19 protein-coding genes are annotated in these 13,591 nt (G+C 59.4%); 12 read left to right on the top strand and 7 right to left on the bottom strand.

Annotated features, from left to right (window positions below; translation table 11 throughout):
* Positions 1-86: 86 nt before the first annotated feature.
* Genes moaB through ABLN94_RS12400 form a run of 4 tightly spaced genes read right to left on the bottom strand, consistent with a single transcriptional unit; the run spans position 87 to position 2,616 of the window.
* Positions 87-629 carry a molybdenum cofactor biosynthesis protein B gene (gene moaB, locus ABLN94_RS12415; RefSeq protein ID WP_170488594.1) on the bottom strand — a complete coding sequence of 181 codons (543 nt, stop codon included), beginning with the start codon at positions 627-629 and terminating at the stop codon, positions 87-89.
* Positions 630-635: 6 nt separating this feature from the next.
* Entirely contained in the window at positions 636-1,256 is a 621-nt protein-coding gene (locus ABLN94_RS12410) for a LysE family translocator (RefSeq protein WP_352992769.1), read from the bottom strand.
* Complete coding sequence (locus tag ABLN94_RS12405) at positions 1,256-1,852, bottom strand: metallophosphoesterase family protein (protein WP_170488590.1); 597 nt, start codon at positions 1,850-1,852, stop codon at positions 1,256-1,258. The genes ABLN94_RS12410 and ABLN94_RS12405 overlap by 1 nt, the downstream gene beginning before the upstream one ends.
* A complete protein-coding gene (locus ABLN94_RS12400; RefSeq protein WP_352993081.1) occupies positions 1,852-2,616 on the bottom strand; it encodes a uracil-DNA glycosylase in 765 nt (254 codons plus the stop codon). The genes ABLN94_RS12405 and ABLN94_RS12400 overlap by 1 nt, the downstream gene beginning before the upstream one ends.
* Before the next feature lie 85 nt (positions 2,617-2,701).
* Here ABLN94_RS12400 and ABLN94_RS12395 point away from each other — a divergent pair, with 85 nt between their 5' ends.
* From ABLN94_RS12395 to ABLN94_RS12350, 10 genes are all read left to right on the top strand, one after another.
* The gene (locus tag ABLN94_RS12395) at positions 2,702-3,331 is read left to right on the top strand and encodes a scavenger receptor class F, member 2 (RefSeq protein ID WP_352992767.1); all 630 of its coding nucleotides are present in this window, start codon (positions 2,702-2,704) and stop codon (positions 3,329-3,331) included.
* Between the two features lie 59 nt (positions 3,332-3,390).
* Positions 3,391-4,326, top strand: coding sequence for an aspartate carbamoyltransferase catalytic subunit (locus ABLN94_RS12390; RefSeq protein WP_352992765.1), 936 nt, complete (start codon positions 3,391-3,393; stop codon positions 4,324-4,326).
* Positions 4,323-4,841, top strand: a complete 519-nt coding sequence (locus ABLN94_RS12385) for a hypothetical protein (RefSeq protein ID WP_352992764.1) — start codon at positions 4,323-4,325, stop codon at positions 4,839-4,841. The genes ABLN94_RS12390 and ABLN94_RS12385 overlap by 4 nt, the downstream gene beginning before the upstream one ends.
* Complete coding sequence (locus tag ABLN94_RS12380; protein WP_352992762.1) at positions 4,826-5,212, top strand: hypothetical protein; 387 nt, start codon at positions 4,826-4,828, stop codon at positions 5,210-5,212. The genes ABLN94_RS12385 and ABLN94_RS12380 overlap by 16 nt, the downstream gene beginning before the upstream one ends.
* Positions 5,209-5,670 carry a hypothetical protein gene (locus tag ABLN94_RS12375; protein ID WP_352992760.1) on the top strand — a complete coding sequence of 154 codons (462 nt, stop codon included), beginning with the start codon at positions 5,209-5,211 and terminating at the stop codon, positions 5,668-5,670. The genes ABLN94_RS12380 and ABLN94_RS12375 overlap by 4 nt, the downstream gene beginning before the upstream one ends.
* The gene (pyrC, locus tag ABLN94_RS12370; protein WP_352992759.1) at positions 5,667-6,947 is read left to right on the top strand and encodes a dihydroorotase; all 1,281 of its coding nucleotides are present in this window, start codon (positions 5,667-5,669) and stop codon (positions 6,945-6,947) included. The genes ABLN94_RS12375 and pyrC overlap by 4 nt, the downstream gene beginning before the upstream one ends.
* Positions 6,947-7,552 carry a glycerol-3-phosphate 1-O-acyltransferase PlsY gene (plsY, locus tag ABLN94_RS12365; RefSeq protein WP_352992757.1) on the top strand — a complete coding sequence of 202 codons (606 nt, stop codon included), beginning with the start codon at positions 6,947-6,949 and terminating at the stop codon, positions 7,550-7,552. The genes pyrC and plsY overlap by 1 nt, the downstream gene beginning before the upstream one ends.
* Entirely contained in the window at positions 7,549-7,824 is a 276-nt protein-coding gene (locus tag ABLN94_RS12360; protein WP_352992756.1) for a hypothetical protein, read from the top strand. The genes plsY and ABLN94_RS12360 overlap by 4 nt, the downstream gene beginning before the upstream one ends.
* Positions 7,825-8,012: 188 nt before the next feature.
* Positions 8,013-8,486 carry a YHS domain-containing (seleno)protein gene (locus ABLN94_RS12355; protein WP_352992754.1) on the top strand — a complete coding sequence of 158 codons (474 nt, stop codon included), beginning with the start codon at positions 8,013-8,015 and terminating at the stop codon, positions 8,484-8,486.
* Positions 8,487-8,756: 270 nt separating this feature from the next.
* The gene (locus ABLN94_RS12350; protein WP_170488571.1) at positions 8,757-9,290 is read left to right on the top strand and encodes a porin family protein; all 534 of its coding nucleotides are present in this window, start codon (positions 8,757-8,759) and stop codon (positions 9,288-9,290) included.
* Positions 9,291-9,339: 49 nt separating this feature from the next.
* Here the strand turns inward: ABLN94_RS12350 and ABLN94_RS12345 are convergent, their stop codons facing one another.
* Positions 9,340-10,323 (bottom strand): quinone oxidoreductase family protein, encoded by a 984-nt coding sequence (locus ABLN94_RS12345; protein ID WP_352992752.1) that lies wholly within the window; start codon positions 10,321-10,323, stop codon positions 9,340-9,342.
* Between the two features lie 192 nt (positions 10,324-10,515).
* Here ABLN94_RS12345 and ABLN94_RS12340 point away from each other — a divergent pair, with 192 nt between their 5' ends.
* Positions 10,516-11,373 carry a DUF2189 domain-containing protein gene (locus tag ABLN94_RS12340; RefSeq protein ID WP_352992750.1) on the top strand — a complete coding sequence of 286 codons (858 nt, stop codon included), beginning with the start codon at positions 10,516-10,518 and terminating at the stop codon, positions 11,371-11,373.
* A gap of 34 nt (positions 11,374-11,407) precedes the next feature.
* On the opposite strand, the gene ABLN94_RS12335 is transcribed toward ABLN94_RS12340, so the two are convergent.
* Both ABLN94_RS12335 and ABLN94_RS12330 read right to left on the bottom strand, forming a co-directional pair.
* The gene (locus tag ABLN94_RS12335; protein ID WP_352992749.1) at positions 11,408-12,394 is read right to left on the bottom strand and encodes an NAD(P)H-quinone oxidoreductase; all 987 of its coding nucleotides are present in this window, start codon (positions 12,392-12,394) and stop codon (positions 11,408-11,410) included.
* A 56-nt stretch (positions 12,395-12,450) separates the two neighbouring features.
* The gene (locus tag ABLN94_RS12330) at positions 12,451-13,143 is read right to left on the bottom strand and encodes a COQ9 family protein (RefSeq protein ID WP_352992747.1); all 693 of its coding nucleotides are present in this window, start codon (positions 13,141-13,143) and stop codon (positions 12,451-12,453) included.
* Positions 13,144-13,254: 111 nt separating this feature from the next.
* Between ABLN94_RS12330 and rpsU the strand changes: the two genes are divergently transcribed.
* Complete coding sequence (rpsU, locus tag ABLN94_RS12325; protein WP_005614280.1) at positions 13,255-13,461, top strand: 30S ribosomal protein S21; 207 nt, start codon at positions 13,255-13,257, stop codon at positions 13,459-13,461.
* Positions 13,462-13,591 lie beyond the last annotated feature (130 nt).

The following is a 13,591-nucleotide window of genomic DNA, read 5'->3' as shown; positions in this document are numbered from 1 at the left end:
ATCAGGCTGCCATGTGCAAAAGGTAGCCGGGCACAGAAAAATGCCAAGCCACAAAGCGGTTACGAACAGTTACACGCGCGAACAGTCTACTTCCGTCGCAGATGTTCGTCCAATCGAGGCATTATTTCCACGAAATTGCAGGGGCGGTGGCGATAATCGAATTGTTTCTCCAGAATCCCGTCCCACGCGTCCTTGCACGCACCGGGGCTACCCGGCAGCGCGAACAGATAGGTGCCCTGTGCCACACCACCCGTGGCACGGGACTGCACTGCAGATGTGCCAATCTTTTCCATCGAAATGATGGTAAAAACGGTCCCGAATGCCTCGATTTCCTTTTCGTAGACGTCCCGATGCGCCTCGACTGTCACATCGCGGCCCGTCAGCCCGGTGCCGCCAGTCGAGATCACGACGTCAATGTCAGGATCACCGGCCCAAAGGCGCAGTTGGGCCGCGATCTCGCCACGTTCATCCCGGATGATCTTGCGGTCGGCCACCGAATGGCCCGCGCGCTCGATTCGGTCGACCAACGTCTGGCCCGAGCGGTCCTCGTCCAGCGACCGCGTGTCCGAGACCGTCAGAACTGCAATCCGAACCGGGATAAACTCTTTGTTTTCGTCAATACGTGACATGTAGCGTCAGGCCCTTTCCATAATGGCAAGCCGGACGGCGAGAGCGGTGAAAATTCCCCCGGTCACCCAGCCCATGATACGAGAGGCGCGCGGGTTCGAGATCAGAACCTTCCCCGCGCCCCCGGCAAAAATACCAACCAGCCCGTTCACCACGAGCCCGCCCAGCGCGATGATGACGCCAAGGATCAGGAACTGCGGTAAAATTGGACCGGTGGCGGGGTTTACGAATTGCGGGATGAAGGCAAGTACGAACAGGATGACTTTGGGGTTGGTCAGGTTCACGACCAACCCGTCCCGAAAAGCGAACCGTGTGGGTTGCGCAGGCGCATCGGCAGACACCGCCCCGTTCCGGATCGCGCCCCAAGACAAGTACAGCAGGTACGCAACACCCATCCAGCGGATCACATCGAACAGCCAAGGCATAGTTGCCACGGCGGCTCCGAGACCGAGTCCCGCCACAAGAACGTGAACCATCATTCCGACAGAAGTCCCCGCACTTGCGGCAAATGCCGGTTTTGCACCAGAACGCAAACCTTGCCCAAAGCAGAACATCATATCGGCGCCGGGTGTGAAATTCAGCGCCAGAGCTGCTGGGATGAACGCCAGCAGCGTAACCGTTTCAATCATCAGGTGGCCTCAAACCAGTTTACGCGGGGTCCCAGATTGGCGATCTGAGTGCGGCCGATCGTACCGCGATAACCCCAGCTGTCGTGAATATGGCCACAAAATGTGAATTGCGGCTGCAGGCGTTCGATTGCGTCTCGCACGGCCACCGATCCTACCGCAATGCCCATCGAGGTGACATCGCCATGCCCCTTGGGCGGGGAATGCGCAATCAGGATATCCGCGCCGTCGCAGCGGTCCAGCAACTCGGTGGCCTCGGCATCTGTCATATCGCAGGACCAATCGCCAAAGGGCGTGACCGGCACGCCGTATCCCAAGCCGAACAGGCGCAGGCCATCAACGGTCATGCCAGTACCGTGCAACACGTGCACACCCTCGGGCGCGGCATCGGTGAGCTCTCCGGCGCTTTCGGCATTGCCGGGGATCAGCACGAGCGGCGCGGTGATACCCGACAGCATCTCCATCGCCTCATCCAAACCCTGCCGCATATTGCAATAGTCTCCGGCCCCGATCACCAAATCGGCTTCGGCGCTGGCGGCCACGACCTCAGCCGCACGATTGCGCGCCATATGCAGATCGGAAAACGCCAGAATACGCATCACTTGCCCTCCAACCGAGCTTTCAGTTCAAGCAGATCCTCCCAGGCCTGCCGTTTCATCTGCGGCTGGCGCAACAGGTAAGCAGGGTGGAACATCGGGATAACCGGCAGATTCAGCGCCTGATCCCACTGTCCACGAAGCCGGGTGATACCGCGTTTGCCCAGCACCGCCTGACAGCTGATATTCCCCATGATGACAAGCACCTCGGGCTTTGCCAGCGCTACGTGCCGTTCAAGGAACGGCTTCATCATCCCGATCTCTTCGGGTTTTGGGTCCCGGTTCTGCGGAGGCCGCCACGGCAGGACATTGGTAATATAGACGTTTCGCGTGCGATCCAGATCTATCGCCGCCAGCATCCGATCCAACAACTGCCCGGCGCGTCCGACAAAGGGCTTGCCCTCGCGGTCTTCCTCACGGCCCGGAGCCTCACCAATGATCATAACCCGTGCGCCCGGCGTGCCATCGGCAAAGACAAGTTGCCGCGCACCGCGTTTCAACTCGCAATGCTCAAACGCGTCCATCGCCGCGCGTAGCTGGTCCAGCGATTCTGCACCCTGAGCTGCTGCTTTCGCCACCTGAACCGGATCGACCTGCTTGGGCTTTTCCGGCGCGGCCTGCACAGCTGCGGGCTTTTTGGCCTTGGGCGCAGTATCGGGCAACGCATAACGGTCAACCGGCGCGTCGCCGATTGCATCCGTTGCGCCCAGTTCGATCTGCCATTCCAGCAGCGCCCGCGCAGTATGATAGTCCAAAGCCGATTCCATACCCCTCAATCTAACCAGCTTTTGAACGAGGGAAAGCAAATAGGCCTTGATCGCCGCGGCCCGCGCACGGACCATTGCAACATTCATGACTGTTCTGTTGCGATTCCTTCTGATTTCCCTGCTGCTGACAACAATCAGCGGCCCCGCTTTTGCGCAACTCTTCGACCGTAACAGCCAGTGCCGCGGCGGTCAGTTTCAATGCGGCAGCCGCTGCTGCGCGGCCGGGCAAAGATGCAGCTTTGACGGCCACTGCATTCCACTGGGTGGCACCTATTGCGGCGGCGGGCGCACCTGCGGCCCGTTCGAACGCTGCGTGGCCGGGGGCACCCGCTGCGCCCCTGCGGGAGCGAACAAATGCACTTCACGCCTTGATTGTCCGGGAGGAACGTTTTGCAACGCACGCGGCGAATGCCAGCGGACCTCGCCCGAGTTTGACCCGAACACTGCGATCGAAGGTTTGCCCACCCTTTGTGACGACGGACAGACCTGCGCGGCGGGCTCATCTTGCCTGCCGGGCGGTGGATGTTCGCGCCCTGGCTGGTTTTTGTGCGAAGAAACAGAATCACAATGCCGCCCCGGTTTCAAATGTTCCGAACATCAGGGCTGCGTGCCGATCAAGGCCGTGGATTGCGGCTATGGCAAGTGGTGCAAACCCGGCGAGCAATGTCTGCCCGAAGGCGGATGTGAGAAACTGCCCGAAGGATCTGATCCTTAGGTTGCCTAGGCGCGCGGACCTTCCTATAAGCGGCCCGATTGTCAGACAGGAGCCCGCCCATGCGTTTCGCCCATCGTCACCTTCTTGGCATCGAGCATCTGTCGCAGTCCGATATTACCGCCATCCTCGATCTTGCCGAGAAATATGTCGACATGAACCGGCAGTCGACCAAGCATTCCGATGTGCTGTCGGGGCTGACGCAGATTAACATGTTCTTCGAAAACTCGACCCGTACACAGGCGAGTTTCGAAATCGCGGGCAAGCGTTTGGGCGCGGATGTGATGAACATGGCGATGCAGGCCAGTTCGATCAAAAAGGGCGAGACGCTGATTGATACGGCGATGACGCTGAACGCGATGCATCCCGATCTGCTGGTTGTGCGGCATCCGCATTCAGGCGCGGTCGATCTGCTGGCGCAAAAGGTGAACTGCGCCGTACTGAACGCAGGCGATGGCAAGCATGAACACCCCACTCAGGCCCTGCTGGACGCGCTGACCATCCGGCGCGCCAAGGGGCGCCTGCATCGCTTGAACATCGCGATTTGCGGAGATGTGGCTCATTCCCGCGTGGCACGTTCGAACCTGATCCTGCTGGGCAAGATGGAGAACCGCATTCGCCTGATCGGCCCGCCAACACTGGTACCCGGTCATTTCGCCGAGTTCGGAGCCGAGATCTACGACGACATGAACGAGGGTCTGAAGGACGTCGATGTGGTAATGATGCTGCGCCTTCAGAAAGAGCGGATGGACGGCGGGTTTATCCCCTCGGAACGCGAATATTATCACCGCTATGGTCTGGACGCCGCCAAGCTGGCGCAGGCCAAGCCCGACGCCATCGTCATGCACCCAGGGCCGATGAACCGAGGGGTCGAGATCGACGGCACACTGGCCGATGACATCAACCGGTCTGTCATTCAGGAACAGGTCGAAATGGGCGTCGCTGTACGCATGGCCGCGATGGAACTGCTGGCCCGCAACCTGCGCGAGGCCGCATGAGCAAGCTGACCGTCGCCCCCCATGAACGCGGTGTGATCCGCCTGTTCTCGCTGAACATGCGCCCGGAAGAGGCGAAGTTCCTGCGTGAACCGGGTGCCGCCGATCAGGTTCTGGGGGTCGCGGGATTGGATCCCGAACAGATCGACATCTTCCCGGTCTCCGACCTCGAAGACCTTGGGCTTTACGGCTATCTGAATGATGGTTGCGGTGTGTCCGCAGATCAGTTGGACCGTAATGCTTTGGCAGCCATTGAAGGTTGGGTCATGGTCGTCCGCAGTGCTGCTTTTGGCGGGCACGCGACCACTCTGACCCCCGACCGGCGGCTGCGCCTGATCGGCCTTTACACCGAAGAGGCCACCAACTGGACCGGTGGCCCGATAGAGACCGAAAGCGCCAAACCCTACTCAGCCCCAAAACCCGCGCCGCAAGATGACAAACCCCGCCGTGTCGGCTCGGCCATTCTGGCGCTGGTGATCCTGATCGCTATCGGAGGCGCCCTGTGGCTGATCCTGTGACCTTCGCCCCTGACAAAGGTGCCTACATCCGCACCAACGCATGGCTGGCCGCTGTGGCGATGGCCGGTGCAATGATTATTCTATGGTTGGTCGGCAACCCCTACCCCTGGACCGGCGCGCCCGCCGGGCTTGCCGCCATTGGCTTGCGCGCTTGGTATCTGGCCTCAGAAGAACTGGTCGCCACGTGGGAGATGACGGACTCCACCCTCACCGGCCCCGGCCCACGCAAAGTTGCGCTGAATCAGATCAATGCCGTCAACATCATGGGCAGTTTCGTACAGATCGTCACAAAGGGCGGCGACAAGCACCTTATCAAATACCAAGCGGACCCCGCAGCCACCAAAGCCGCAATCGAAAGGGCCATTGCATGACGGTTGGCCAAGCAGATTGGTGGCGCATGCATGTTCCCGAAGGGGAAGACGTGTTGTGGTCGGGCCGTCCGGATCAGGGGTATTTTCCACCACGATATGGTTGGGCCTATAAGGCCCTCCTTCTTGGACTTTGCGCGATGTGGTTGACCAGCCCGTGGATGCTGGAAACTGTCAGAGATTTCTGGAAACTAACCTGTGTCACTGCATTGCTCGCTTTCACATTGTGGGCGGATCGATTTGTCCGGGCGCAGCGGGTTTATGTTGTGACCTCGAAGAACGCGCGACAATTCAACAAAAACCTCAAGTCGAAAACTTTAAAAATTGACTGTTTTTTGAACTTCAAGCCTGGGCGTCGAGCGGTCGTGTTTGATCGCCACCCTTTTTTCCGATTTGACCATCTGTCCGACCCCGATGCCGCTTTGAAGGCACTGAACCAAGCCCGAGAGGCCTCGACATGACATCTGTAGTTTTCTCAAATGCCCGCCTGATCGACCCCGAGACCGGTACGGACAGCACCGGCTGGCTGAGCGTCTCCGATGGCCGTATTGTTGCACGTGGTGAGGGCAAAACCCCAGCGTCGGGCGCGCAGGTCGTCGATTGCGGCGGGCATTGCCTCGCCCCCGGCATTGTCGATATCGGCGTCAAAGTGTGCGAGCCGGGCGAGCGCCACAAGGAAAGCTACAAATCCGCCGGTCTGGCAGCAGCAGCCGGGGGCGTGACCACCATTGTCACCCGCCCGGACACAAGCCCATCAATCGACACGCCGGAAACACTGGAATTTGTCACACGCCGCGCACAGGCGGATACGCCGGTCAACGTGCTGCCCATGGCTGCCCTGACCAAGGGTCGTGAAGGTCGTGAGATGACCGAGATCGGCTTTCTTCAGGATGCAGGTGCGGTCGCTTTTACAGATTGCGACCATGTCGTTGCCAACACCAAGGTGTTTTCTCGCGCGCTTACCTATGCGAGGTCTTGCGGCGCGCTGGTAATCGCCCACCCACAGGAACTCGGTCTCAGCGCGGGCGCGGCAGCCACCGGCGGCAAGTTCGCAACCCTGCGCGGCCTGCCCGCCGTTTCTCCCATGGCCGAGCGTATGGGCCTGGACCGCGACATTGCCCTGCTCGAGATGACCAGGGCGAAATACCACGCCGACCAGATCACCACCGCCCGTGCCCTGCCTGCGCTGGAACGGGCCAAGCGCAACGGGTTGGACATCACTGCCGGAACCTCAATCCATCACCTGACGCTGAATGAGCTGGATGTGGCCGATTATCGCACCTTCTTCAAGGTGAAACCGCCTCTGCGGTCCGAAGACGACCGTCAGGCGGTTATTGAAGCGGTGCGAACAGGTTTGATCGACATCATCAGTTCGATGCACACACCGCAGGACGAGGAAAGCAAACGCCTTCCGTTTGAAGAGGCGGCCTCGGGGGCCGTTGCACTGGAAACGCTGCTGCCAGCGGCACTGCGCCTGTATCATTCGGACCAATTGGACCTTCCGACCCTGTTCCGGGCGATGGCGCTGAATCCGGCGAAACGACTGGGGCTCGACAGCGGTCGTTTGGCCGAAGGCGCTCCCGCCGATCTGGTGCTGTTCGACCCGAATGTCCCCTTCGTGCTGGACCGGTTCTCACTTAAATCAAAATCACAGAACACACCGTTTGACGGTCAGCGGATGCAAGGTAAGGTCACGGCAACTTATGTTGCAGGCCAAGAAGTTTACCGGAGATCTTGATGCCCCCCTTTGACAGTTCGATGACCCAGTTGATCCTCTGGGCCGCGCTTGGCTATCTGATGGGGTCGATCCCCTTTGGCATGATCATCGCCAAGGTCATGGGGCTGGGCAATCTGCGCAATATCGGGTCCGGCAATATCGGCGCGACCAATGTTCTGCGCACCGGCAACAAGGCCGCTGCCGCACTGACGCTGATCTTCGATGCTGCCAAAGGCGCACTGGCTGTGCTGCTGGCCCGCGCGTTGGTCGGAGAAGACGCCGCTCAGATCGCCGCATTGGCTGCGTTTCTGGGGCATTGCTTTCCGGTCTGGCTGGGCTTCAAGGGCGGCAAGGGCGTGGCCACCTTTCTGGGCTTGTGGCTGGCGCTCGACTGGCGCGTGGGCGTGGCGTGCTGTCTGACCTGGTTGGTCGCAGCGGCGATCTGGCGAATATCCTCGCTGGGCGCACTGATGGCGGCCGCGATGTCGGTTGTCTGGGTGCTGGTGCTGACAGATAGCTCGACCTTCGCGCTGAGCATCGTCCTGACCCTGCTGGTCTTTTGGCGCCACAGTGCCAATCTGGCGCGGATCAAGGCCGGGACCGAGCCCAAGATCGGCCAGTCTTGAGCGCCTCGGACGCTTTTCTGACCGCGTTCTTTGCCATCCCGCCGGGATCATCCACCGGTCACAGCCATGGCAGACGTTATGTCGTCAGCCGTATTGAGCTGGCCGGGGGCAGATCCCACAAGCTGGTGGCGCATGAGCTGGGCGGTGGCGATTACATCAGCCTGAACCTCTATCTGACCCGTAACAGCGGCGCGCTGCTGCGCCCCTGCGAGATGCCTGCGGAAAAAGTGGTGGAATTCGTGCTTGGCTTCGTGCCCGATCCGCACCGCTGATCTGCGCGTTTTTGAACAGAGGCTCTTTGCCTCTGCACAATCACAATTGATTGCTTTGAACGTGAATGGGTGGCTTCCCAGCTTGGTTGCGTGCCGGTCAATTACCGACCGTACATGACAAAATCCAAGGGGTACCAATGCGCAATTTCAGCGTCCTGAGGTGTCTCAGTTCACGAAAGGTGAAACCAATGAACAAGTTCAAATCCATTCTGGGCGGCGTCGCGCTGTCTGTCGCAATCGCAAGCTCGGCTCTGGCTGCAGGCGTTGAACTGAACGCAAGCTCAACCGGTCTGGCAATGCAGGGCTATGACCCGGTCGCCTACTTCACCGCAGGTGAGCCGACCAAAGGCGACTACCGTATCACCGCGTTGCACAACGAAGCGCTGTACCGCTTTGCCAGTGAAGAGAACAAAGCGGCCTTCGAAGCGAACCCGGAAGCATACCTGCCTGCATATGGTGGCTATTGTGCATTTGGCGCGGCGATGGGCTTCAAGTTCGACGGTGACCCGACCTACTGGAAAATCGTCGACAACAAGCTTTACCTGAACCTGTCACAGGACATTCAGGAACGCTGGGAAGGCGACATCCCCGGCTTTATCGAGCAGGCCAGCACCAACTGGGAAACCATTGCCGACAAAACTCCGGCAGAGCTGCAGCAATAATTCGCTGACAGGAACTCTCAGATCGGCGGCAGAACACTCTGCCGCCGATTGCTATTTGAAACGCCCCTGTAGCAAAACTACATCTTCAGCAAACAAAGTGTTCGGTTTTAACGGACCAACCCCGCCACAGAACACAACCGTGGCGCTTTCCTTCGGGTCGGAATGTGCAAACGAACTGTGATCCGGTCGTGAGACCGGGCCGTAGTGAAAAATAGAGACGAAAGAGCAGCACAAAACTGCAGTAGACCAATTCGAACGAAAGGTTACGCAATGACAGGTAAATTTCTTCTAGCTTCCGCTATCGCAACCCTAGCGGCTGGCTCGGCGATGGCACAATCCTCGGGCGATTGGACCGGATTCTACGGCGGTGGCCAGATTGGTTACGCCGATATCGACACCAATATCTCGGGTGTGGATGGCTCCGGAACCATCGGCGGTATCATCCTTGGATATGACTATGATCTGGGTGACTGGGTCGTTGGCGGCGGCTTTGACTATGACTGGACCGGCATCGACCTGGCTCCAGGCGTCGAGGTCGAGGACGTTTGGCGCATCAAGGCGCGGGCGGGTTACAACGTGATCCCGGAGGGCCTGCTGTACGCGGTCGGCGGCTACGCCGAGGCCGGAACCGACAATCTTGGCAGCGATAACGGCTGGTTCATCGGCGCAGGCTACGAACAGATCGTTGCCCCGAATATCAGCGTCGGTGGCGAAATCCTGTATCACGAGTTCAACAATTTCAATTCGACCGGCATCGACGTGGATGCGACAACCATTCAGTTCCGCGCAGCCTATCGGTTCTGACACCTTGCGAAGATTGGCCCGGCGGATTTCGCGCCGGGCCTGACGTGTTTTACAACTCCAGCACCGTACTACCCGTGGTCTGACGTGCCTCAAGGGCGCGGTGGGCGTCAGCCACCTGATCCAACGGAAACCGCTGGTCGATGTGAATTTTGACCTCTCCACCTTCAACCTTGCCGCACAGACGCCGGGCCATTGCCTGACAGGCGGCATGATCGGCAATATGAGTGAAGAGCGTTGGCCGTGTGATTTTTAGCGAGCCCTTCTTTGCCAGAATTGCGAGATCCATAAGCGGAACCGGCCCTGAGGCATTGCCAAAAGAAATCATCATCCCCAGTGGTTTCAGGCAGTCCAACGACCCGTTGAACGTGTCCGCTCCGATCGAGTCCATCACAACATCCACGCCCTTGCCGCTGGTAATTTCGGCTACCTTGTCGGCAAAGTTCTCTTTACGATAGTTTATACAATGGGCTGCGCCATTGAATTGCGCCAAGCTGCATTTTTCATCGGTGCCAGCAGTGCCGATCAGGGTAATCCCCTCGGATTTGGCCCACTGGCAGGCAATCAGCCCCACTCCGCCGGCAGCCGCATGAAACAAGACGGTATCGCCGCGTTTCAGGGGCGTAGTACGGTGGAACAGATATTCGACCGTCATACCCTTGAGCATCATTGCCGACGCCGCATCGAAGGAAATACCGTCGGGCAACGGGCAGACCTGTGCCGCATTCATTACGCGCGCTTCCGAATAGGCCCCGGCAGGCGCAGTGGCATAGGCCGCACGCTGACCGGGCTCAAGATGGGTCACACCTTCGCCGACGGCTTCAATCACACCGGCAGCTTCCATACCCAATGGGTGCGGCAGGCTCAGCGGATAAAGCCCCGTACGTTGATAAACATCTATGAAATTCAGCCCGCAGGCGTGATGGCGAATGCGGACCTCTCCGGGGCCGGGATCGCCTACGGGGCGGTCTTCGATCTTCAGAACTTCGGGGCCGCCGTGTTCGTGAATGACGACGGTTCTTGCCGTTTGCTGCATGCTGACCTCCTGTTGCCTGAGGCCAAGCTAACACGCCTGAAAATAAGGGCAATCGGCACAAATCCGCATCGCGCAACCGCAAGGTGAAAAAATGTGCTATACTAACGGTCGGGCGTTGCCGGCTGGTCCGGCCAAGGGCAACCCATGCCGGATTCACTCTGCTGCGCTGATACGCAAAGGGAGAGGAGAAAGATGGCCAAAACGATTGGAAATCCGATCAGCTGGGCCGCTCAGAACATCAGTGCGACCGGCGATCACATAGCAGAAAGCGTCAACCGCATCGGCAGCGCGGATACGCGGCACCTGCCGGTGGTGCAGACCCTGACGATGCAGGACCTGAAAGCCTGTTTGAGGGCAGGGTATAACGATTTTCTGGAAACCCGGGCCGATGCCATATTCATCGTACTGATCTACCCCATAGCGGGGTTGCTGATGTTCGGCTTCGGTCTGAACCGAAACATGGTGCCGCTGTTGGCGCCTCTGATATTGGGCTTTGCCCTGATTGGCCCAGTCGCTGCGGTGGGATTGTACGAGATCAGCCGCAAACGCGAACAAGGCGGCGATGTTCACTGGCTGGACGCGTTTGGCGTGTTCCGGTCACCCTCATTCGGAGCGATTCTGATGCTGGGCTTCTATTTGGTCATGTGGTTGCTGATCTGGCTGATGGTCGCGCAGAGCATCTATGTCCACACATTAGGCCCTGATCTGCCCACATCCATTGGCGCGTTCGTCACGCAAGTCTTCACCACTGGAGCTGGGTGGACGATGATCATCTTTGGCAACGCTGTTGGATTCCTGTTTGCTCTGGTCGCGCTGGCGATCAGCGTGGTCAGTTTTCCGTTGCTGCTGGACCGCAAGGTGGGGCTACCGGTGGCGGTTGTGACCTCGGTGCGGGTGCTACGGCACAATCCCGGCGTCATTCTGGCCTGGGGTTTCATCGTCGCTTCGCTGCTGGTCATCGGCTCGATACCGATGCTGCTGGGACTGATCGTTGTGATGCCGGTTCTGGGCCACGCCACATGGCATCTGTATCGCCGGGCCGTCGCCTGACGGGCTGGCGCGGGGCTTACCCCGCGCGCTTGTGTTAACCTGAGACCTTCAGGACGATCTTGCCAATATGGCCAGAGCTTTCCATCCGCGCATGCGCTGCTGACGCCTCTGCCAAATCGAACTCGCTGTCCATGACGGGGGCCACCCTCCCGGCCTCCAGCAACGGCCAGACCGCCTCGCGCAGTTCCTGAGCGATCTTCGCCTTGGCCAGATCGCTTTGCGGACGCAGGGTGCTGCCGGTCAGTGTCAGGCGTTTGACCATCATCAGGGCAAAGTTCAGCTCGACCTTCGGCCCCTGCAGAAAGGCGATCTGCACCAGACGGCCATCCTCGGCCAGCGTTTTGACGTTGCGGGGGATATAATCGCCGCCCACCATATCAAGGATCAGGTTTGCGCCGCCTTCGGCCCGCATGACGCCGACAAAATCCTCATCGCGGTAGTTGATCGCCCGCTCGGCGCCCAGTTTGACGCAGGCCTCGCATTTCTCATCTGATCCGGCGGTGGCAAAGACCCGGGCGCCAAAGGCATGGGCCAGTTGGATCGCCGTTGTGCCAATGCCGCTCGAACCGCCATGCACCAGAAACCGCTCTCCGGCCTTTAACCCGCCACGCATGAAGACGTTGGACCAGACGGTAAAGAAGGTTTCGGGCAGACAGGCGGCCTCTTTCATTCCCATTCCAGTCGGAACCGGCAGGCAATGTGCGGCGGGGGTGGCTACGTATTCCGCATATCCGCCACCGGGTAGCAGCGCGCAAACCTGATCGCCGACCGAAAGCCCCTCGACACCCGCGCCGACGGCGATCACTTCGCCCGAGGCCTCAAGCCCCGGCAGATCGCTGGCGCCCGGGGGCGGGTCGTAAGCCCCGGCCCGTTGCAACGCGTCGGGGCGATTCACCCCCGCATAAGCAACCTTGAGGATCACCTGGCCGTTTTGCGGCTCGGGCACGGGGCGTTCGGTCAGTTGCAGAACATCCGGGCCGCCGGGCTGCGAGATTTCTACGGCGCGCATCGTCTGGGTCATGGGCAAATCCTCCTTTGCCCAATGCCTAGCAGGCAATTTCCGGAAGGCCCAGATGCTTACTTGCGCGGGTTCAGCATTCCCGGCAGATCGGCCCGCATCTTCATCGGCGGCTTCACCTGCTTGGCGAACCAGTTCGGCACCGCAAGGAACGGCTTGAACAGCGGATTGTCGTTCACCTGTGCCTTGAGCTTTTCGAACTGCATGACGTTGTCGATGCGGCGATCCAGAAACTCCCACGTTTTTTCATGATCCGGAGAATCATCGCCCAACCAGAACAACAGGGTCGAAGAATAAACCCCAGACAAGGTCGCGCGCTTAGTGTACCAATTCACGTCATCCGAAGTATCGCCGAGTGTGTCCCAGATCAGATCGCAGGTCTGCCACAACGCCTTTGCCCCGTCCGCCGCGTGGGTGGGCAGAGAAAACAGCGTCATCCCTCGGCGCACCAATTCCTTGTCCGACACAGCCTCAAGCCGGAACCGGACGGCAGCGGCAACACGTTCGCGGAATTTCAGCTCGCTCAGATCTGTGGACTTCAGGCGTTCTACCATCTCGGCATCACCGCGCGCATGAAAGGCCAACGCCAGATCAACCGCGCCACGGGGGCAGATCGCCCGCGCCAGACCGTCATCCATATCGCAATCGGTAATGGCGGCACGAAAGCTCGCCTCAGACCAGCCATCGAAGGGCACGTGGATCAGAATCGCGTCCAAAAGTTGTTGTTTTGCATCTTCATAGGTAACGGTCATGGCGGTTCTCCGGTTCTCGGACCCAGTACTAGACAAGATAGACCGGCTTTGCTATACGGCCAATTCCTGCAATTTCCTTGCAACTCTATCTAGAAAGGTGGTGACAACCACATGCAGGTTAGTGTTCGCGACAATAACGTCGATCAGGCGCTTCGTGCCCTGAAGAAAAAGCTGCAGCGCGAAGGCGTGTTCCGTGAAATGAAGCTGAAGCAACATTTCGAGAAACCGTCCGAGAAAAAAGCGCGCGAGAAAGCTGAAGCGATCCGCCGTGCCCGTAAACTGGCACGCAAGAAAGCCCAGCGCGAAGGTCTGCTCTAAGATCTTGCTCGTCCAGCTTTGGATGACACTATTTGACGACCCCCGAGGCCCCGCCCGGGGGTTTGTCGTTTCAAACACCGGTTGTATTTCGCCGAATCGGCCATAGTGATCGGCGACAACCTGCCAATTT

Origin of the sequence: Ruegeria sp. SCP11, from assembly GCF_040329455.1 — a bacterium.
Lineage (GTDB): Bacteria > Pseudomonadota > Alphaproteobacteria > Rhodobacterales > Rhodobacteraceae > Ruegeria > Ruegeria atlantica_E.
This window is presented reverse-complemented; position numbering and strand designations above follow the sequence as displayed.